Consider the following 20,613-nt stretch of genomic DNA (forward strand, 5'->3'; position numbering starts at 1 on the left):
CAAACAATGAAACAAACGGTTCGTACTGCCTTATTTCCGGTTTTACTTGTCCTTGTCCTCCTGCTGTCCGGCTGCGCACAGCCAAACAACTCCGTCTCCCCGGAAAGCCCGGCTTCAGCCGATGGCGCGAAACCGGCTGAAGCGGCGGGAACGGAGAAAGTTAAGCTCAGAATGACAACCTGGTCGACCGCAGACAGCTATGAGATGCAGAAATCCGTACTGGACAGCTATATGAAGGAGCATCCCAATGTGGACATCACCTTCGAATCCGTGCCGGATAATTACAATGAGAAGCTGATTGCCCAGTTTGCCATCGGCGATGCTCCTGACATTATCATGGTAGGAGACACGCATATCCCCATCTTCAGCGAGAACGGCGGACTTGCGGATTTATCCGCTTTTGTTGCCGGGGCTAACGGCGTCGATCCCGGCGATTTTTATGAGGATATTGTGAATTACGGAAAATACAAAGACAAGCTGTACGCCATGCCCAAGGATTGGACCAATATGGCGATCCTGTACAACAAAAAGCTGTTTGACGAAGCGCAGCTTCCTTATCCCCAAGCCGGATGGACATGGGATGAGCTGTACCAAACCGCCAAATCGCTGACTAAAACTGAAAACGGCAAAACCACCCAGTGGGGCTTTAAGCTGCCGGGTACCGACCAGCGCCGGGTGCAGCCGCTGGTGCTGGCTTACAGCGACGGCATTGTGAGTCCGGACGGCAGCACTTATGAAGGGTATATGAACAGCCCCGGAACGGTTACAGCGCTGCAATGGTTAAGCGACGCTTTCCACAAGGATAAAATCATGCCAAGCAGCACCGATACCGACTCCTTCAAGGGCATCGATATGTTTGGCGCCGGGAAAGTGGCTATGGATTTCAACGGCCGCTGGCCGATTGAAGATTATATGAAGGATTCGCAGCTGGAATTCGGTACGGTACCGCTTCCGGTCGGGCCCAACGGGGCCAACAACTTCGTATTCTATGGCGGCTGGTCCATTTATGAAAAATCGAAGCACAAAGAAGCAGCCTGGGATGTCATCAAATATATGACCACCCGGGGCGGGGCGGAAGTATTCGGCGATTTCGGATTTGTGGCATACAAACCGGTAGCCGGGGAAAAAGGACAGGCGACAGATGTTAATTACAAATCGTTTACGGATGACATTCCCAATACCAAAATAATGCCGGATACCATTGATGTCGATTATCCAAAAAGCGGAAAGCCGGCATTCACGGAAGCGCTGGAAAAAATACTGCTCTCCGAGACCGATGTGCAGCAAGTGCTGGATGAAGCTGCAGCCGCAGCGGATAAAGCGAAGAAATAGAGAAATCTTGACCGGCGGGCCGGACGGCCCGCCTGCCAAGCTATGGAGGGGCACTGGCAATGGGAATTCCGACTGCCCGCAAGGCGGCAAAACCTGCGGTGCGCAAATCGCTATTGAAACGAAAGGAAGCGCTCGTCTTTTATGTGCTGATCTCTCCCTGGCTGCTTCATTTGATCCTTCTGGACGCGGGACCGATGCTCGCCTCGCTGTACTTCAGCCTTACGGAATGGAATATGCTGAAGCCCCCGCAGTGGACGGGTCTCAGCAATTATGCTTTTGCCCTCACAGAAGACCCCTTGTTCTGGAAGTCGCTGATGATTACGTTCGGGTTTGCCGTCCTTTCGGTGCCCTTGAACCTGGCCGCCGGACTGGCGCTGGCGCTGCTGCTCAATATCTCGCTGCCGGGCAACAAGCTGTTCCGCACCATCTATTATTTGCCCTCGCAAATCAACGGGGTCGCGGTGATGGTAATGTGGATATTCGTCTTCAACCCGGAGCTTGGGCTGCTTAATACGTTCCTCGGATTATTCGGCATTCAGGGTCCAGGCTGGATTTTCGAGCCGGACTGGGCGCTTCCTTCCCTGGTCTTTATGAGCCTGTGGTCCGTTGGCGGCGGAACGATCATCTGGCTGGCCGGATTGAAGGGGATTCCGGAGTCGCTATATGAATCGGCCACTCTGGACGGCGCAGGCGCCTTAAAACGGTTTATCTATATTACCCTGCCTCTGCTCACGCCGACAATCTTTTTCAATCTGGTTACCGGCATAATTGGAGCGCTGCAGAAGTTTGGCGAGGCTTATGTGATGACAAAAGGGGGGCCGCTGAATTCCACCCGTTTTTTCAACTATCATTTATACGATTATGCTTTCGGCAAATTCGAAATGGGTCTCGCCTCCGCTCTTGCCTGGCTTCTGTTCCTCATTATTCTGGCCCTGACCCTGCTCGTATTCTCCAGCTCCGGGAGATGGGTGTATTACGGAGGTGAGAAAAAGTGATGCTGAAAAAACATCCGGTGCTCAGCACCCTGCTCTATGCGCTGCTCCTTAGCGGTGCTGCCGTCATGCTGTTCCCGTTCGTATGGATGATTTCCACTTCATTAAAAAGCGATATCCAGTTATACGCCTGGCCGGCTGTCTGGCTTCCCTTTCCCTTGCAATGGGAAAATTACACCAAAGCGTTCACCCAGCTTCCGTTCGGTCTATGGTTCGGCAATACGGCGCTGGTTACCCTCATCAGCGTGGGCGGCGCGGTGCTGTCCTGCCCGGTTGTCGCTTACGGATTCGCCCGCTACCGCGCACGCGGACGCAATCTGTTGTTTATGGTCCTGATCTCCACGATGATGATTCCGTGGACCGTGGTGATGATCCCCAAATTTTTTCTGTTCACCAGCGTACACTGGATCAATACCTTTTTGCCGTTGACGGTGCCCGGTTTTTTCGGGAATGCTTTTTATATTTTTTTGCTCCGGCAATTTTTTCAGACGATCCCTCCCGACACGGAAGAAGCGGCCCAAATCGACGGCGCCGGTGTACTCGGCATTCTGTGGCATGTGCTGCTGCCGGTGACGGTGCCGGTACTGATAACTGTAGCTATTTTCCAATTTGACGCCTCATGGAACGACTTTCTCCAGCCCCTGCTTTATTTGAACAGACAGAGCTTGTTTACGGTTTCGCTGGGGATGAACTTTTTCAACGGACAATATGATGTGCAGTGGAATTATTTAATGGCCGTCGCTTGCGTGGCTATGCTGCCTACCCTCATTCTCTTCTTCATCGGACAAAAATATTTCGTACAAGGAATTGCCTTGACCGGCATGAAAGGCTGATTCGTTTGTAACGTTGCTGCAGGGAGGTTTCCTTCATTGAGAATTCTTGTATTGGGTGATTTTCATATAGACCGGCAACAGCCGGAATTGACAGAGCGGGCCATGGAGGATGCCGCCCGGACCTCCCCGGATCTGGTCATACCGCTTGGCGATTTTGGCAGAAACGGGCTTATTGGCACACCGGAGGGCATTGAGGAAGCCAAGGGATATCTCGACACTATCGGGGTGCCCCTGCGGCCGATCATGGGGAATCACGATCTGGAGCGGGAATCTGCCGGCAAACAGCCAAAGGGAACGATGGAGGCGGCATTCCTGCGCCTGTTCGGGCAGTCCGAGCCTTACGGTGTACTGGAATTCAAGGAATGGAGGCTGTTCTTTGCTTCTACCGAACCCCAGCCCGAAGACTCCTGCTACGATGTGCAGGAATGCTACGTGACAGACGCCCAGTTCAATGCGCTTGTTGTCAAATTAAAAGAGCGTCCCGGAGTCCCGGTGATTTTCTTTACACATGCGCCCCCGATCGGATGCGGCCTGCGGACAGTCCCGCGTGTACATGTCCGGTCCACCAACGCCTATCTTGATCAAAACCATGATCCTTACCGCTGGCTGGAGCTTGTCCGCGCGTTTCCGGAAATCGTGATGTGGTTCTCCGCCCATTATCATCTCAGCCATGCGTATACCAACTCGCACACCGAAGTCCATGGAACCCATTTCTTCTTGACCGGGGTCCACAGCTCTTGCACCCGCGACGGCAAACGCCAGTCCCGGATTCTTGAGCTTGATTCCGGAGGCGTGAGCGTCCGCACTTTGGACCATTCATCCCGGCAGATTACGCCGGAGGGCTCCTTTGAATGGCAAGGAAGACCGGGCGGGATGGCGGAGATTCCCGCCAAGCCTTCCGGTGTAAGCCAAGGCGCCCCCCAGGATCTTTCGGCAGCGGCTGCGCCTGCAGTCCGCCTCATCAGGGAGTGTCCGGTCGGCGAAGCCCCTTCCGTACCTTACGGAGTAGTCTCATTGCCGCACAACCGCTATCTGGTTGGAACAGGCGACGGCTTCTCTTGGGAAGCGGAGCCGGATACCAGCGCCGTGCTGGGCACCTTGCATCTTGGCCCGCCTCTCCGCAGCATCACGGCAACTGCCGGCATCTGCTGGTTGGCTTGGGACCGCAGCCTCGGCTATTCGGACTTGTCCAGTCCTTGGCGCTTCGTCCGGCTGGAGAAGGGAATCTGGCCAGAGGCGTTTCATACCTTCGCGCAACCGGTGGAAGCCCTTGCCCCGAAGGGTGACGGCACCGTTTGGGCAGCCGCCGGGGGTTGGCTGTGGGAAGCATCGCCGGCGGAAAACGGCCTGAAGCTCGAGCCGGCTATCCCCTTGCCGGAATCATGCCGGCAGCTGACAGCCGCTGACGGGCAAGCCTGGGTAGTTGGACAATCAGGCACGCTTTATCACTGGACTGCCTCTGCCGGCAAGCTCGTTGCCGTCAGAGGCCAGGTAGCAGCCTGGGATGTACGGGAAGGCGAAACAGCCGCCGTAATTGCGGCTGCGGATCATTATGAAGTAGAGATTAGCGGGAAAAAGGTTAGCAGGTACCTGTTGCCGGGCATTCCCGATCCGGCGGGTCCGGCTCAGATCCTTGCCCTTGGACAAGGCGCCTTCGTGGTTGTCCTGAACGGCAAGGCTTATGCGGGCGGCGGCGGAATGCGCTCTCCCCTTCCGCTGAACGAAGATTCGGCCGGAATTCATGCCGTTTCCCGATGTTCTGAAGATGCTTGGCAGTTTGCAGTGTCCACAGCTGGGGAAGAAGAGGGAACCGGGCTGCTGCAAATATGGCAGATCCAACCCCCGAGGTCATAATCAAGAATAGAGACCAAAGGATTACAGGCTCTAACTCACCTACAGTAGATACCTAATCCATCCGATTCTCCCCCTTTCAGGGGAATAGGCCTAAATTAAGTTCACTTTTTCCCACTATTCCCTCTGCCGTGAGCTTTTCCATCCATTCTATGTTTACTAATTCCACTTCGCTCCCCTGCCTCCGGCAGCGTTCATGTTAAGCCCCTCTAATTCCGCCATTTAGCATCAGGTCCGAGTTAATTCCCGCGCCTTAACGGGCCCGCTCCGCTTGCTATGCATCCTCCGTCGCATATAATATCCGTACCTGTCAGGTAGCCCATGCGTTCATCCGCACATGCGGCATACAGGGAAGCAATCTCATCCGCTTTGCCCAGACGCTTGATCGCATTGTACTTCATATACGTCATTGCTTCGTCTTTTTCCAAATCTCCCATGGGAGTTTCGAAATTCCCGGGCGTGATGGAGAGAACGCGCACGCCTATTTTTCCAAAGCGGGCCGCATCAGTTCTGGCAAACCAGACCACAAAGTTTTTACTGATCCCATAGGCCACTCCGGCACGAACTTTCTTAGGGAAAAGATTAACCCGGCGCATCATTTTCCGCATGAATTTATTCCGGTCGATGCGGCTAAGCCGGTAGCACCTCTTGGGCATCAGGAACTGCGGTGTAAGAAAGGCAGACATCGAAGAGGTGTCAATGATGCATCCCCCGCTGTGCATTACCTCATGGAATGCATCGTTGACGTTGATCGCGCCAAGCGCATTGGCCTCCATAATTTGCTGTGCACCGCCCATGTGCGGTGACATGCCCGCTTGCATGTATAACGGTTTTTACAGCACCAACAGCGCGGGCATGCCCGGCCAGAAGCTGGGTGCTTGTGCGGTCCGAGATATCACAGCTGAAAGCTTCGGCTTCAATGTTCATGGTTTTTAATTCTTCGACTGCATTCTCCAACTTTGCTGCCGTGCGGCCAACCAAAATGACATAGTAACCTTTCCCGCCCATAATTTTTGCGGTGGCAAAGCCCATTCCGCTGCCACCGCCTGTAATGACGCATACGGTTTTCATATAGCTTTTGTTCCAATCTTGTTCTCACGTTGCAGCCATTCAATAGTATCCGCAATGGTCTCAGCGAACGGGCGTGTATGATAATCAAGCTCCTGCTGTGCCTTCGTATAATCGAACACATTGTTGCGCACAAGATTGTATACCGCAAAGCTTGTCATTCGCGCAGGCTTTCCGGTTATTTTTTCACTTAGATCGGACAGGCTGCCGGAGCCGGCAGAATCAGCTTGACTTCCTTTGCGCCGCTTAGACTGCTCAGCAGACGGAACATCTCGGCCATGGTGACGCATTCATTGCCCAGAATATAGCCTTCACCTTTGCGGCCTTTCTCGCAGCAGGCCACAATGGCATCGGCCAAATCACGCACATCTACAGCGTTGAAGCTGCCCGATACGCCGGCCGACATTTTCCCTTCAACATATTCGATGATAAAGCTCGCTACCGGCCCGTAGGCATAATCATCAGGTCCGCTAATCCCCGTTGGAAATACGATAGAAGCATCGATTCCGTGCTGCTGTACTGCATCCATCACCGCTTGTGAAGCCATCGCTTTCGTCTTTCCATAATACCCTACGACCTTGTCCGGGTCGTAACGGTCCACCTCTCTGACTGGCGTACCGTGCGGAAGTTCAGGGATCGCGCTGATGGAGCTGACATATATAAATTTTTTCACCTTATGTCTCAAGCAGGCAGCTATAATATTCTTGGTTCCGACTACATTCACATCATACACCTTCTGATTGAAGTCTCCACTGACGGTAACGATAGCCGCACAATGAATGACAATCACCTCGGTACCCTGCTCTGCGGAAAAGAAAGGCTCCAGGGATTCCTTATCGGTAACATCCCCTACACACACATGAACTTCCTCAGGAACGCGCAATGCAGCAGGGTCTCCTTTTAGCACAAGTCCGCGAACGGCTTTATTTTCCTCTAACAGCCTCGCTGCTACGCTGCTGCCAAGGTTGCCTGCTACACCGGTAACAAGATATAGTGTATTTGTATTATTGCTTGGTTTGTCCATGACCATTTCTCCTTATATATAGGATTGGGCTGCTTCTTGGCATCATCATAATCTCCCCAGATAAACTCAACATTAACAAACGAAAGAGGCTGCTTTATGTTCAACATTTTAGTTGCAGAAGATCATGTCAATACACGCCGGTTACTAAAAACGGTATTGGAGGCAAACGGATATCAGGCTTTTGAAGCGGCAGATGGGAAAGAGGCGCTGGAAATGCTGGACCGGCAGCATATAGATCTGCTGATCACAGATGTCATGATGCCCGAAACAGACGGTTATACACTGACAAAGGAGCTGCGGGATGCGGGCAGCCTGATTCCCATTCTGATGCTTACGGCGAAACAGCTGCCTGCTGACAAGCGCCACGGTTTTCTTGCCGGGACCGATGATTATATGATAAAGCCTGTAGATGAGGATGAAATGCTGCTGCGCATCAAGGCGCTGCTGCGGCGTGCACAGATAGCCTCTGCCCGCAAAATAGAAATCGGTGCAGTTACACTGGATTACGACTCGCTTCATGTCATTCGCGGCAGCGAAACTTCAACACTGCCTCCCAAAGAGTTCTATTTATTGTACAAGCTGCTCTCCTACCCCGACAAAATCTTTACACGAATTCAGCTGATGGATGAAATCTGGGGGATGGAGACCGACAGTGCCGATAATACAATTAACGTGCATATCAACCGTCTGCGGAACAGGTTTGCGGATTATCCTGAGTTTGAAATTGTTACAGTTCGCGGACTGGGCTATAAGGGAGTGCGGAAGGCATGAAAAGAACATTTCGCTCAATGGTGCGGAATTTAGGCTTCGTAACTATTATAGCGGCGAACAATTTTGTGCTGATTGCGGCATGTATGGGCTTGGCGGCGCTGGGAGCGATTTTGATGATCAAAAACGGTCTGATTCCCGGAGATTTTTATACTAATCCGTTGACCATGCTGAACTTTGCATTTTTGCTAGGAATCACTGTAAGCATTATTACTGCCGTCATCAGCAGCCGCCTGAGCAAACTATATATCCGCATTCCACTGAACGGGATGAAAAAGCTGGCCCGCGGCGATTTTAATACCCGGATTGATTTCGGTTATCTGCCTATGCCGCAGGAATTTGATGAGCTGGCCGCTGCATTCAATGAGATGGCCAAGGAATTAAGCGGCATTGAGATGATGCGTGCCGATTTCATCAATAATTTCTCACATGAATTCAAAACGCCTATCGTGTCGCTGCGCGGATTTGCCAAGCAGCTGCAAAAGCATGATCTAACGGAGCAGCAGCGTACAGAATATACTGATATTATTGTTAGTGAAACAGACCGGTTGTCCCAACTGGCAACCAATATCCTCAATTTAACTAAGCTTGAAAATCAGATCATACTGACTGGCAGGGTTTCATATAATTTGGCTGAACAGCTACGTCAAGCCATACTTTTGCTTGAAAAAAAATGGACAGCAAAAAAAATGGAGCTGGAGCTAAACATGGAGGAGGCGCAATTTACAGGCAATGAGCAAATGCTGGCGCAAGTGTGGACAAATTTGCTGGACAATGCCATCAAATTCTCCTCTGAAGGCAGTAAATTGCGCGTGAATTTGTTTGGGGATGAGCAGCAGACGGTTGTGCAGATACAGGATTTCGGCTGCGGCATGGACGAAACCACATCAAAGTATATCTTTGACAAATTGTATCAAGGCGATGTATCCCATGCAATTGAGGGAAACGGTCTTGGTCTTTCCATTGTGCTGAAAATCGTAGAACTGCATAAGGGCTCCATCCAAGTACAGAGCGCTTTGCGCAAAGGATCGATTTTCACGGTTACGCTGCCGAATGAAATGTAAAAGGCTTCCTGCTGACAGTAGGGCCGTCGAACAAAATTCAAGAAGGCCAGCTTGCCGGACGAACCATCTTCACAGAACCTGCGGGCGCTTGCTTTGCAGCAGCATTGTTCATGAACGGCGGAGGCCTTGGCCAACACAAAATAACCCCACAAAGCGGGGCCTTGGCTTCGATGATGACTCAGGTACTTTGCGGGTCCTCAAAACATATAAAATCTTATCTTTCAAGCAGAAACGGCTGCAACGTCCTTAACCGGGCAGCGCAGCTGTTTGCATTTCAGGTGTAAGGCTGCTGCTGAAGCCAGGCGGGAAGCCAAGTGGAAAAGGTCACCTCATATTCCCCCAGCCGCTTTTTCGGGTAGTGTTAGCGGGAAAAAGGACCCTAATCGATCCGTTTCTCTCCCTTACAGAGGAATACGCCTACATTATGATGAACTTGAACCATTCATCCAAAGGGCAGCATTTTAGTGGTAAAAAGGATAACTAATCCACCGCATTCGGAGACTGGATCATCCCTAGTGGGAAAAAGTATAACTAATCCGGCTGAAATCAGCCATATGGGGGGAGATGGCCTCCATTAAGTGTACAAAATCCCACTAAAGCCCGTTCAAGCCAGAATTCCAGCCCATTAGTGTTACTTTTTACACTTCGCTTCCGTTCCCTATGAATCTCCTCCTTGCGTTCCATCAGCTTGTTCAGGTTCTCCGGTTCAATTCAGGATAAATTAAGTTTCTTTATTGTGTTTTTAAAGATGACAGAACCACTTCCCGCTTAAACAGCGGATGGACGGACTCGCGGAACAGCGGCAGCGGCCGCCTGGGTCTCCGGATTTTCACCGCTAAGGGGAATGAAATTAATCTGGAGAGCACAGCGGCCCAGACAACGGTCCGTTCGCGGAGCTTCCACTCCAAAAAACCTACGTATATCCTGCGACTAAAAAAGGGCTGACCCAAGCAGCCATTTCATGGCTTTTGGGTCAGCCCCTTCAGCGAGAAAGATAAGGCTAATTTATAATGTGAAGCATATAAACCTAAATTTCGAAAGTGAATTGAACCCATCCAGATCGGACAAGGGATAAACCCTCTTTTTGCCTTCACCCATTTGGTGCAGGCTGTTTTTAGCAAGAAATCCCTTCGTGTAGAGCTTTTAGGTGATTTGTGGATACTTACTTTCGAAATTCAGGATAAATTCTCTTTCAAAAAAAGCCTTTCTGCCCGGCCGGCAACGCCATGGGCATCTTTGCCATGGCGTTGCCGGCCTTGAGAAAGGCCCGGTCCATCAACCCGATATCGCGCAGTTGCTCTGCCACATCATCGCACACATTTTCCACGCTTCCGCTCCGGATTGCCGGCCCCTTCAACAAAGGCGGCCTGCGAACTTCCCGGAGCCCTGCGTTCAGGTCCCCGATGTCAGCCCTGTCATTTCCGTTATTCCTTGAACAGGAAACCCAAAATACCGCTCGGCATTATGGCAGCAAATGTCCTGAACGATGCCTCCCAGGAACGCCAGATCCCCCGGAGCTTCGCCGCTTGCGACCCAGCCTCCGATCAGATTGCACAGAATCCGCCGGAAATACTCGTGGCGCGTATAGGACAGGAAGGATCTGGAGTCCGTGAGCATCCCTACAAAGCAGCTCAACAGCCCCAAATTCGACAGAGAAGTCAACTGCTTCAGCATGCCGTCCTTCTGGTCATTGTACCACCAGCCGGAGCCGAACTGTATTTTCCCCTTGATCCCGCTTCCCTGAAAAGAACCGGCCATCGCGGCCAGCACATCGTTCTGCCCCGCATTCAGGTTGTACAGAATGGTCCGCGGAAGCTCCCCGGTCCGTTCCAGCCCGTCGAGCAGCTTGTACAAGCTGTCCGCATAGCTGCCGTCACCGATGGTGTCGAAGCCTGTATCCGGACCCAGCTCACGGAAGGCCCGCGTATTCGGATTGCGGACCGCTCCGATATGCAGCTGCATCGCCCAGCCGCAGGCGGCATATTTGCGGCCCATAGCCAGGAACAGTGCAGTCGCATACTGGTCGGCTTCCAGCCTGCTTAAGACCCCGCCGCTCAGCCGCTTGCTGAAGATGTCCTCCAGCACGGATGACGGGGCCTCCGCGTAAGGAAGATGCGTGAAGCCGTGATCCGAGATTTTGCAGCCTTGTTCGTTGAAATAATCAATCCGTTCCAATAGCGCGCGCTCCAGCAGCGCATAGGAGGTGATGGCATAACCGGCAGCCTGCTCCAGGCTGCTGACATAATCCGGGAAAGCGCCGGATTCAATCTGCAGCGCCTTGTCCGGTCTGAACGTCGGCGTTACTCCGGTGCGGAACTCTTTTTGCCCGGCGATTTGCCCGTGAAAGCGCAGGTCATCGGCCGGATCATCCGTGGTGCAGATCCACTTCACATTGGAACGGGTAATCAGCCCCTGGGCCGTGAAGCCCTTCCCTGCGATCAATTCATTGCAGTGGTCATAAATCCTCCGCCAATTCTGCGGATTCAGCTGCTCCTCTACGCCAAAGTAAGCTTTCAGCTCCAGCGCCGACCAGTGATACAGCGGATTGCCCACCGTGTAGGGCAGCACCTCGCTCCACTTGGCGAACTTTTCTTCATCCGGAGCATTGCCGGTAATATATTTCTCTTCAACGCCGAACGTTCTCAGCGCCCGCCATTTATAGTGGTCTCCGCCCAGCCACACCTCAGTGATGCTTCCGAAGCGCTTATCACCGGCAATGGCCTGCGGGTCCAGATGGCAATGATAGTCGATAATGGGCAGAGCTTCGGCATACTCATGGTAGAGCACCCGGGCTTCCTCAGTCTGCAGCAGAAAATCCTCATGGATAAAAGCCTTCATCTTCATGCTCCCTTCCCTTACTTCAGATACTTCTCCAAGGTTCTCCGTACGGCTCCCGGACCTGCCAGCATTTCCAGGAACATGCCCTCAATCTTGCTTCCGAGGCCGATCTCGTACAAGCGGACACCAAAGAGCTGCTCATCTTCAAGGATCGGGCGCACCTGCGCTGACTTGTCCCCGAGGGCAACCCCCTGCAGATGTCCCTGCAGCGTTTCCAGCAGCGGGTCCGGACTGAGCGTGAAGGCCTCGCCCTCATCATTCACTCCGAGGAGATAACGGCACCAGACCGCGATGGCCAGCGGGATGGCGGTCAGCTGCGCCGGATCAAGCTCCTCGCGCCGGATGTAGGACTTGATGGTCTCACCGAAGCGGATGCCCACCTTCTGCGAGGTGTCGGTCGCAATCCGCTGCGGGGTATCGGGGATAAACGGATTGGCGAAGCGCTCGGTCAGCACCTCGTCCAGGAACTGCTTCGGACTGAGAATCCCCGGGTCCACGACCACGGGCAGACCTTCCTTATAGCCGATAATCTCCACGAACCTCCGCAGCGTATCGTCCTTCATCTCATCCGCAATCAGGGTATAGCCCAGCAGACAGCCGGATACGGCAAGCGCCGTATGCAGCGGATTGAGGCAGGTGGTAACCTTCATCGTCTCCACATTGTTGACCGTATCCCGGTCCGTGAAGATAATGCCCGCTTCCTCCAGCGCCGGACGGCCGTTCGTGAACTTGTCTTCAATGACCAGGTATTCGCTGATCTCCGCATTCACGAAGGGCGCGGTATACGTGTTCTTGGATGTAATGATTACATCCATCCCGCCAATCCCCTGTTCCAGCAGCGCCGCCTGTACAGTTTCCGAAGGGCGCGGTGTGATTTTATCGATCATGGATAAAGGGAACGCGATCAGCCGCTCATCCTCCAGATAGCCCACGAAGCCTTCCTCGACCAGCCCCTTGGCTGCCCATTCCCTGGCTATCGTCAAGACACCGTTCTTCAGCTTGTCGCCGTTATGCGAGCAGTTGTCCATACTGACGAAGGTCATCGGATAGGCGCCTTTCAGATACCGCTTGTAGGCAAGAGAAGCGACGATGCTCATGGCATGGACCGGCTGCTCCGGTCCGCCTTCGATATCCTTTTCCACAATGCCGAGATATTTTCCGTTCGGACCCGTCAGGGAGTAGCCCTTCTCCGTGATCGTGAAGCTGGCCATTTGCAGGCTGGGATTCTCGAATACCCCGGTCAGGCGGCGGCTATCCGCTTCACGGCTCCTGTCGGCTGTGATGCCCTCCACGATGCTGCTGACGATCCTCTTCTGAAAGTCGCCGCGCGCATTCATCAGCACCAGCAGGGTCAGATTGTCATACGGCTTATAGACCTTGTCGATCATCTCGAAATCAAAGGTTTCCGCCGCGATAATGCCTGTATCCGCCTTGCCGCCGTCCAGCAGCTTCTGATGGGCATTGGCCACGAATCCCCGGAAGATATTGCCCGCACCGAAATGAATCCATTGCGGCTGCTCCAGTGTATTCTTCGCCACCTGCCCATAGTCGAACTGCGGAAGCTCCACTCCCGCAGCCTTCCAGGCCGCTGCTTCACCTTGGACACTGCTTCTGGTAAGATGCAGCATTTATTTCGCCTCCTTGACATTCTCCAGGCTGTCCCAGACGCCAAGCAAATACATGATGCCCATCGCTCGGTCATAGAGGCCATAGCCCGGACGGCAGTTCTTCTCTTCGCCCCACAGGTGACGCCCGTGGTCGGGACGCACATAGCCGGTGAATCCATTTTCATGATAGGCCTTGACCACCTCCGGCACATCCACGCTTCCGTCACGCCCGCGGTGCGACACCTCAATGAAGTCCCCGTTATCGAATACCTTCACATTGCGGATATGGGCAAAATGAATCCGGTCATGGAACTCGCGGATCATCGCCGGCAGATCGTTCTCCGGATTTGAACCAAGCGAGCCTGTGCAGAAGGTCAGGCCGTTGTACGGGCTGTCTACGGCGTCAAGCATGCGGCGGATCGTGTCCCGGCTGCGGATGATGCGCGGCAGGCCAAAGATCGGCCAGGCCGGATCGTCCGGGTGAATGGCCATTTTGATGTCCACTTCCTCACAGACGGGAATAATGCGCTCCAGGAAGTATTTGAGGTTCCCGAACAGCTTGTCTTCAGTTACATCCGCATAGGCCGCGAACAGCTCATCCAGCTTCTCCAGACGCTCCGGCTCCCAGCCCGGCATCGTGAACTGCCCGGCTCCCTGCAGAATCCGGTCCACCATCTCACGCGGATTGTCGGTAATGGCAGCCTTTTCATAAAAGAGGGCGTTCGAGCCGTCAGGCAACTCCTTGTACAGCTCCGTACGGGTCCAGTCGAACACAGGCATGAAGTTGTAGCAGATCACCTTTACGCCTACCTTGGCCAGCTTGCGGATCGTGTCGATATAAATATCGATATATTTGTCACGGCTCGGCAAGCCGATTTTGATATCATCATGAACGTTGACGCTCTCCACCACAGCCGTGCTGAAGCCTTTGCCGGTGATTTGATCCGCCACTTCCTGAATCCGTTCCATTTCCCACACTTCACCGGCTACTTTATCATGCAAAGACCAGACAATACCCATAACACCCGGAACCTGCCGGATATGATCAAGCGTGATATTGTCATTGCCTTCGCCATACCATCTCCATGTCATGTTCATTGATAAAACCCTCCTATGATGATTTCGTTTTCAACAATCTTGTATACAAGATTTTCTTGATCATAAGATAAGAACCGCCCGTTGTCAATACAATTAATTATATAGGATAATCAAGCGTAATTACGATGAAACCCATACTATTTTGATAAACATTTTTATTAGGTTTCAACATCATGTATACTAGTAGGACATCCCTTCAGTATCTGGCGGATCTGGCGGCAAAGCAAGGATACTTCCGGAGCGGCAGTCCCTAACAGATTCAAGCAGTCTTTCCATTCAAAGTGCGTGCTGCCGGGTCTGCGGCTGAATCCGACTCTGCCTGCCCCGGTTTCGTTATAATGAACACCGCTTGAATTCCACAAATTCAAGCCGGATGCTATACTCGCAGTATCCGTCATCACATATGGAAAGCAGGAATGAAATGTCGATCAAAGCTGAAATCTTGAATTCATTGAAGAATGAGATCCTTACCCTGAAGCTGAAGCCCGGCACCATATTGAGTGAAACAGCCCTGTCCGAGCGGTTCCGGATTTCCCGGACACCGCTGCGCGATGTGCTGAAGCAGCTCGCACTGGAATCCTATACCGACATCTATCCGAAAAAAGGGAACATCGTGTCCTTCATAGATCTTGAATCCGTTGAACAGATCACTTATCTGCGGAGTACACTGGAGAAGGAGATTCTTAAGGATCTCTCCTCACAGCTGTTGTTGACAGGAGTACATGAGCTTAAGGAGATTCTGGGGCGGCAGAAGGAAGTCATCGGAAAGGTCAACGATATTGATGCCTTTCTTAACCTGGATGATGATTTCCACCGGTCCCTGTACCGGCTTGCGGGACGCGAGTTTCTGTGGAATCTGATTCAGCAGTCCAATGTGCACTACCTCCGGTACCGCAGGCTGCACATGCAGAAAACCGAGAAGCTGGAGGGCATCTGGAAGGAGCATCAAGCCCTTCTGGAGCTTCTGGTGCACAAGGACACAGAGAAAATCGCTCCCCTGATCCATCACCATCTGCGGGAAGACATCCATTCGCTGGACTTTCAGGAGAACTTCTCGGAATATTTGAAGAGTTAGCCGGCAGATCGCAGAGAAGGGCTGCCTCAACGCGGAAACCTCTGCATTGAGACAGCCCTTCATTTCTTCCACTATGGATTTGCAACCGGAAAAGTGTTCTATGTACAGCTTGAACTCCTAATCCGCAATTCCAAAATCATGCAGCAGCTGCTTCTTATCGAGCGCGGGCAGAGCCAGCGGCTCGCGTAATTTCTGCAGCTTCTCCAGCAGATCCTCTTCGTTCGCATAGACGTACGGACTCTTCCAGGCCGATTCCAGAGTGATCAGCTCACTTAACGCAGGCTTCATCGATTGATAATTCAGAATCCAGCTCCGAAGCTGAACCTTATCGATATCCGTGCGGATATTGTCACCAAGGATGTCGATAATCTCTCCCCACTTGGCTATTCCATTCACAGAATCCAGCTTATCCAGGATTAAGTTCAGTACCTCCTGCTGCCGTTCGTTGCGGGAGAAATCGGAGGACTCGGCGGTGCCCCGGTTGGATTTGCGGTAGCGCACGAAATCCAGCACTTCCTTGCCGCTTAAATGCTGCAGCCCTTTCTTCAGGTTAATATTCGTGCCGTCGGCATTATCCACATACCGCATATCCATCGGCACATTGATATCCAGCCCGCCAAGCTCATCCACGATGCTGCTGAAGGCCTGGAAATTAACCAGAATCATATAATCAATATCCATTTGCAAAATGCTGCTGTAGAACTCTTTCGTCCTGCTTAAATCCTCGCCTTTGTTGTGCGCGTAATAATAAGCGTAATAATAATTGGCCTTATGTGTCCCAATCTCGCTGCTGGTGAGCTTCATATCGCGGGGGATTGAGAGAATGGACAGCTTCCTGGCCACCGGTTCATAGACCACCGGCATCAGCACATCCGTGTTCAGCGTCCCGCCGCTCCCGCTTCTGTTGTCAACACCTGCGAGCAGGAAGGTGAGCGGCTTGTCCGCCTCCTCTGCATCCGCAGCCTCAGCGGCTTCAGAAGCCTCTGGCAGCAGCGGGGCAGGGCCGGCCGATTCAACGGGAGCAGAACCGGATGCGGAAATCCGGTCAAGCGCCCGGTCAGCCTTGTAATAGAGCGTTCCCGCATAGACTGCGCCTGCGATCAGGCATGTGCCAAGCACTGCGCTCAGGGTGAGCAGCGTTTTTCGGATGCGGGATTTCCCGCGCTTCTCTTTCCTTCTCTTGCTTCTTTCCTCCATTCCCTTCCTCCTGCTTCATTTCATGAATGTTATAAGCTGTAAATGATTATAGCACAGGCTGGTACGGGGGCTCAAAAATAAAGGAAAGCAGCCTCGAAGCTTGCACGCTCCATTTATGGTTAAGCCGCCGGTCCCCATAAGCTTGCAGGAAATCCACCGGCGCTTTTATTTCTTCTCCCATGATTGCGAGTGTCAGGCTGGCGGCTTTCGGTTCGTTTTCATACGGCTGTCTGGCAGCAGGCCTTGTACTTGCGCCCGCTCCCGCAGAAGCACGGATCGTTGCGGCCGGGCAGCGCCAGCCCGGTTTTCCGGTACTCCTCCAGCCAGAAGCGGCGTACGCTGCCGGCCAGCCGCTTCATTCCCGCCGCAGAGTGGGCATAGATCATTTTGTAGCTTTGGCAAAAATAATCCGGGTAGATATAATCTTCCCGGGTATCCCATCTGCGGTTGCGCGGGCAGCCTCCATGGCAGAGGCTCAGGTATTCGCAGCTTTTGCACGATTCCGGCAGCGACGGCTTTTGGCTAAGGAAACGGGTATAGACCGGGCTTCGTAAAATATCCTCCAGGGCATCCCGCCCCACATTTCCGAGCTTGTAGTCCTCGCTGATGTAGAAATCACAAGGATACGCATCTCCATTCTGCTCCAGGATAAGTGTGCGGGGGCAGGAAGAGCTATGGATGCACAGGCCGGCTTCCCTTCCCAGCGTCTGATCCAGCAGAGTATCGAAGAAGCGCTCGGAGAACTGCGGATTTCCGCCGTTATACCAAATATCGAACAACTCGCATAAGAACTGTCCGTACTGCTCCGGAGTAATATGGAAATCAGGGGCTTTTCCGGTTTCCTGGGAGCGGAAGTCCATGCAGGGAATGAACTGCACATGGGTGAACCCTTCCGTCCGGTAAAAATCCATCATCTCCTGCGCCCGCCGGACATTGCCCTCATGCAGGACCGACAAAATATTAAAATCCACCTGATGCCGCCGGAGGTGTCCAATCCCGCGCATCACGCGGTCATAGCTGCCTTGGCCCGCCGCATTCACACGCCGGGCGTTGTGAATATGCTCGGGGCCGTCGAGGCTGACACCCACCAAGAACCGGTACTCCTTGAACAGACGCGCCCACTCGTCATTAATCAGTGTCCCGTTCGTCTGGATGGCATTGCTGATGGTTGTATTCGGAGGCGCATACTTCGCCTGAAGCCGCACCACCTCCCGGAAAAAATCGATGCCGGCCAGCAGCGGCTCCCCTCCCTGCCAGGCAAATGAAGCGCTGCCGGAGGTGTGCGCCATGTAATCGGCGATAAAAGTCTCCAGCACCTGCGGATCAATCCGGTTGATCTTGTCCGGCTTGCCTCCGCAGGTGCTGTAATAGCAGTAATCACAAGCCAGATTGCAGGCCTCGGATACCGTCTTCCACATGACGCTTAAATGTCCCCCTTGATGTCCAACCGCACAGTTCGCTGCCATGGCTTCCTCCTCTTGAATCTGTTCATTTCCGGCTCATAAAAACAACCGGTTTACTATGTATTCAAGCATAGTACAAACTGTGCTGCGTTGACAACGGAAAGATCCGCATTGCGCCTGTATGAGTCCAGCAGCAGCCAGAGAAAAAAATTGTGCCTTGCTTCAGCGGATTGCCGCACCGGAACGCCTGGCTTTGCCGAAGCGGCCGCAAGCCGGGCTTCCCCGGAAGCTTCCCCGGAATTTCTCGCAGGCTTGAGCACCGGATAACGAATGCCCGCCTTTAAGCAGGAGATAGAACAAAAGCGGCAAGGCACTATGGCTCAAAAGGTGTATAATGATGGGAGCATACTAAAAAAGGATGTCATGACATGCTTCTTGCTCTGAACCGAATACTTAACCGGATGATGCCGCTGATCACCCCGCTTAGCATCCTGACCGGCGTGCTCTGCGGCACTATGCTTTCCTCCTACACTTATCTCTCTCCATGGCTGTTTGCCTTCATGACGTTTGCGGGAAGCATCAGTCTTGGATTCAAGGATTTCCTGAACGTACTCAAAAAACCCTTGCCTTTGTTCGCCTGTCTGTTCATCCTGCATATCGCCATGCCGCTGGTTGCCCTTGGTTTCGGGAATGCGCTGTATCACGCGGATGAATTCACTATCACAGGCCTTGTGCTGGCCGCAGTCATTCCCACGGGAGTAAGCAGCTTTATCTGGGTCAGCATTTACAAAGGAAATACGGCACTCACCCTGTCCATCATTCTGATTGACACCCTGCTGTCCCCGTTTATCGTCCCGGGTGTGTTGTCGCTGCTGATCGGAACCAGCGTGGAGCTCGACACGCTTGCCATGATGAGCAGTCTCTTCTGGATGATTGTCGTGCCTTCCCTGCTGGGCATGGTGCTTAATGAATGGACCAAAGGTGCGGTTGCCCCCGTATGGAGTCCGCGGTTGAATCCGTTCTCCAAGCTTTTTATGGCTGCCGTGATTATGATCAACGGGTCTGTCATTTCGCCGTATTTAGCCGACATCAATCTGCGTCTGGTTGGCCTCGCCGCCGTCATTGTGCTTATGGCCTCTACCGGCTATGCCCTTTGCTTCCTCACTGCGAGGATTTTGCGCTGGAATGAAGCGGACGAAGTGGCCCTAATCTTCAACGGCGGCATGCGCAATATCAGCGCCGGCGCCGTTCTGGCGGTCTCCTATTTCCCCGCCCCGGTTGCCGTCCCCGTTGTGCTTGGCATGGTGTTCCAGCAGCTGCTGGCTTCACTCGCTGGCTTTCTGCTGGGCCGCCGCTCCAGGATCAGACACACGGCGGAGCACACCTCAGCGGCGTAAGTCCGGCTTCATCCTTATACCAAAAGAAGTGGAAACGGCTTCGCCGTCCTTATAAGGACGGTATCCGTTTCAGCGATTAGCGTGAAGCATATAAACCTGAATTCGAAAGTGAATTGAACCCATCCAGATCGGACATGGGATAAACCCTCTTTTTCCTTCACCCATTGGGTGCAGGCCGTTTTTAGCAAGACATCCCTTTGTGCAGAGCTTTTTAGATGATTTGTGGATACTTACTTTCGGAATTCAGGATAAATTCTTATCTTTGAACAAAACGGCTATGCGTCCTTCATTGGACAGCGCAGCTGTTTGGGCTTCAGGTGTATGGCTGCCTGCGGTTCCCTGGCTCTCCGGTTCCCCTGGCCGGCTGAAGCTCTTCCTCCCCGATCCCTCCACACCTTCCTGCTGGAACCCGGCGGCTACACCCAAGTGGAAAAAGGAAACGTAATCCCCACTTTCCCTTTTTCCCTTGCATTAACGGGAAAAAGGCTCCCTAATCGATCCGGTTCTCTCCCTTACAGAGGAATACGCCTGCATTAAGATGAACTTGAACCATTCATAACAAGGGCAGCCATTTTAGTGGTAAAAAGTATAACTAAGGCAGCGCATTCGGATTCCGGATCATCCCTAGTGGGAAAAAAGTACAACTAAGGTAGCGAATTCGGTTTCTGGGTCATCCCTAGTGGAAAAAGTACAACTAATCCAGCGCATTCGGATTCCGGATCATCCCTAGTGGGAAAAAGTACAACTAATCCGGCTGAAATCAGCCATTTGGAGGGAGTGGGCCTCTATTAAGTGTACAAATTCCCACTAAAGCCCGTTGAAACCAGAATTCCAGCCCATTAGTGTTACTTTTTCCACTTCGCTTCCGTTCCCTATGAACCTCCTTGCGTTCCATCAGCGTTTTCAGGTTCGCCGGTTCCATTCCTATACATTCTATTGCCTTTTTGGCTCAACACCAAAATCAGCGGTTGACGATGTGAATGAAGTCCGCTGCGGGTTCAGAGGGTTCTTCCGGCCGCTGCTAAAGCCCGGTTTCCTGATTGGAATAAGACTACTGGTTGAAACC

Annotated in this window: 18 protein-coding genes; 8 read left to right on the forward strand and 10 right to left on the reverse strand. The window is 52.8% G+C overall.

All coding sequences use genetic code 11. The annotated features are described in order from the left end of the window. The first annotated feature begins 6 nt into the window (after positions 1–6). Genes HYD27_RS23595 through HYD27_RS23610 form a run of 4 tightly spaced genes read left to right on the forward strand, consistent with a single transcriptional unit; the run spans position 7 to position 5,011 of the window. Positions 7–1,332 (forward strand): ABC transporter substrate-binding protein, encoded by a 1,326-nt coding sequence (locus tag HYD27_RS23595; protein ID WP_219219197.1) that lies wholly within the window; start codon positions 7–9, stop codon positions 1,330–1,332. Positions 1,333–1,391: 59 nt separating this feature from the next. Then, positions 1,392–2,327, forward strand: a complete 936-nt coding sequence (locus HYD27_RS23600) for a carbohydrate ABC transporter permease (RefSeq protein ID WP_219219200.1) — start codon at positions 1,392–1,394, stop codon at positions 2,325–2,327. Continuing rightward, entirely contained in the window at positions 2,327–3,157 is an 831-nt protein-coding gene (locus tag HYD27_RS23605) for a carbohydrate ABC transporter permease (RefSeq protein WP_228745279.1), read from the forward strand. Before HYD27_RS23600 ends, HYD27_RS23605 begins: the two co-directional genes overlap by 1 nt. A gap of 36 nt (positions 3,158–3,193) precedes the next feature. Further along, positions 3,194–5,011 (forward strand): metallophosphoesterase family protein, encoded by a 1,818-nt coding sequence (locus tag HYD27_RS23610; RefSeq protein ID WP_219219203.1) that lies wholly within the window; start codon positions 3,194–3,196, stop codon positions 5,009–5,011. A gap of 236 nt (positions 5,012–5,247) precedes the next feature. Here the strand turns inward: HYD27_RS23610 and HYD27_RS23615 are convergent, their stop codons facing one another. Genes HYD27_RS23615 through HYD27_RS23630 form a run of 4 tightly spaced genes read right to left on the reverse strand, consistent with a single transcriptional unit; the run spans position 5,248 to position 7,100 of the window. Continuing rightward, positions 5,248–5,805 carry an SDR family oxidoreductase gene (locus HYD27_RS23615; protein ID WP_219219205.1) on the reverse strand — a complete coding sequence of 186 codons (558 nt, stop codon included), beginning with the start codon at positions 5,803–5,805 and terminating at the stop codon, positions 5,248–5,250. Beyond that, positions 5,735–6,079, reverse strand: coding sequence for an SDR family NAD(P)-dependent oxidoreductase (locus HYD27_RS23620; RefSeq protein WP_228745276.1), 345 nt, complete (start codon positions 6,077–6,079; stop codon positions 5,735–5,737). The genes HYD27_RS23615 and HYD27_RS23620 overlap by 71 nt, the downstream gene beginning before the upstream one ends. Further along, complete coding sequence (locus HYD27_RS23625; RefSeq protein WP_219219209.1) at positions 6,076–6,237, reverse strand: hypothetical protein; 162 nt, start codon at positions 6,235–6,237, stop codon at positions 6,076–6,078. Before HYD27_RS23625 ends, HYD27_RS23620 begins: the two co-directional genes overlap by 4 nt. A gap of 29 nt (positions 6,238–6,266) precedes the next feature. Next, a complete protein-coding gene (locus HYD27_RS23630) occupies positions 6,267–7,100 on the reverse strand; it encodes an NAD-dependent epimerase/dehydratase family protein (RefSeq protein ID WP_219219211.1) in 834 nt (277 codons plus the stop codon). 96 nt (positions 7,101–7,196) lie between these two features. Between HYD27_RS23630 and HYD27_RS23635 the strand changes: the two genes are divergently transcribed. Further along, complete coding sequence (locus HYD27_RS23635; RefSeq protein ID WP_219219213.1) at positions 7,197–7,871, forward strand: response regulator transcription factor; 675 nt, start codon at positions 7,197–7,199, stop codon at positions 7,869–7,871. Next, on the forward strand, positions 7,868–8,932 hold the full coding sequence (locus tag HYD27_RS23640) for a HAMP domain-containing sensor histidine kinase (protein ID WP_219219214.1): 1,065 nt from the start codon (positions 7,868–7,870) through the stop codon (positions 8,930–8,932). The genes HYD27_RS23635 and HYD27_RS23640 overlap by 4 nt, the downstream gene beginning before the upstream one ends. Positions 8,933–10,124: 1,192 nt before the next feature. On the opposite strand, the gene HYD27_RS32485 is transcribed toward HYD27_RS23640, so the two are convergent. From HYD27_RS32485 to uxuA, 4 genes are all read right to left on the reverse strand, one after another. After that, positions 10,125–10,259 carry a hypothetical protein gene (locus HYD27_RS32485; protein ID WP_255596505.1) on the reverse strand — a complete coding sequence of 45 codons (135 nt, stop codon included), beginning with the start codon at positions 10,257–10,259 and terminating at the stop codon, positions 10,125–10,127. Between the two features lie 65 nt (positions 10,260–10,324). After that, positions 10,325–11,770: a glucuronate isomerase gene (gene uxaC, locus HYD27_RS23645; RefSeq protein WP_219219215.1), complete on the reverse strand. Its 1,446-nt coding sequence runs from the start codon at positions 11,768–11,770 to the stop codon at positions 10,325–10,327. Positions 11,771–11,787: 17 nt separating this feature from the next. Continuing rightward, positions 11,788–13,398, reverse strand: a complete 1,611-nt coding sequence (locus tag HYD27_RS23650) for a mannitol dehydrogenase family protein (RefSeq protein ID WP_219219216.1) — start codon at positions 13,396–13,398, stop codon at positions 11,788–11,790. Further along, positions 13,399–14,475, reverse strand: a complete 1,077-nt coding sequence (gene uxuA, locus HYD27_RS23655; RefSeq protein ID WP_219219217.1) for a mannonate dehydratase — start codon at positions 14,473–14,475, stop codon at positions 13,399–13,401. A gap of 421 nt (positions 14,476–14,896) precedes the next feature. Between uxuA and HYD27_RS23660 the strand changes: the two genes are divergently transcribed. After that, positions 14,897–15,550, forward strand: coding sequence for a GntR family transcriptional regulator (locus HYD27_RS23660; RefSeq protein WP_219219218.1), 654 nt, complete (start codon positions 14,897–14,899; stop codon positions 15,548–15,550). Positions 15,551–15,667: 117 nt separating this feature from the next. Here HYD27_RS23660 and HYD27_RS23665 read toward each other — a convergent pair whose 3' ends face one another. Then, positions 15,668–16,747, reverse strand: a complete 1,080-nt coding sequence (locus tag HYD27_RS23665; protein WP_219219219.1) for an LCP family protein — start codon at positions 16,745–16,747, stop codon at positions 15,668–15,670. Between the two features lie 218 nt (positions 16,748–16,965). Continuing rightward, positions 16,966–18,213, reverse strand: a complete 1,248-nt coding sequence (locus HYD27_RS23670) for an anaerobic sulfatase maturase (protein WP_219219220.1) — start codon at positions 18,211–18,213, stop codon at positions 16,966–16,968. Between the two features lie 365 nt (positions 18,214–18,578). Between HYD27_RS23670 and HYD27_RS23675 the strand changes: the two genes are divergently transcribed. After that, positions 18,579–19,547 carry a bile acid:sodium symporter family protein gene (locus tag HYD27_RS23675; protein ID WP_219219221.1) on the forward strand — a complete coding sequence of 323 codons (969 nt, stop codon included), beginning with the start codon at positions 18,579–18,581 and terminating at the stop codon, positions 19,545–19,547. The last annotated feature ends 1,066 nt before the right edge of the window (positions 19,548–20,613 follow it).

It is taken from the genome of Paenibacillus sp. S150 (assembly GCF_019352175.1).
In the GTDB taxonomy this organism is placed as follows: domain Bacteria; phylum Bacillota; class Bacilli; order Paenibacillales; family Paenibacillaceae; genus Paenibacillus_AQ.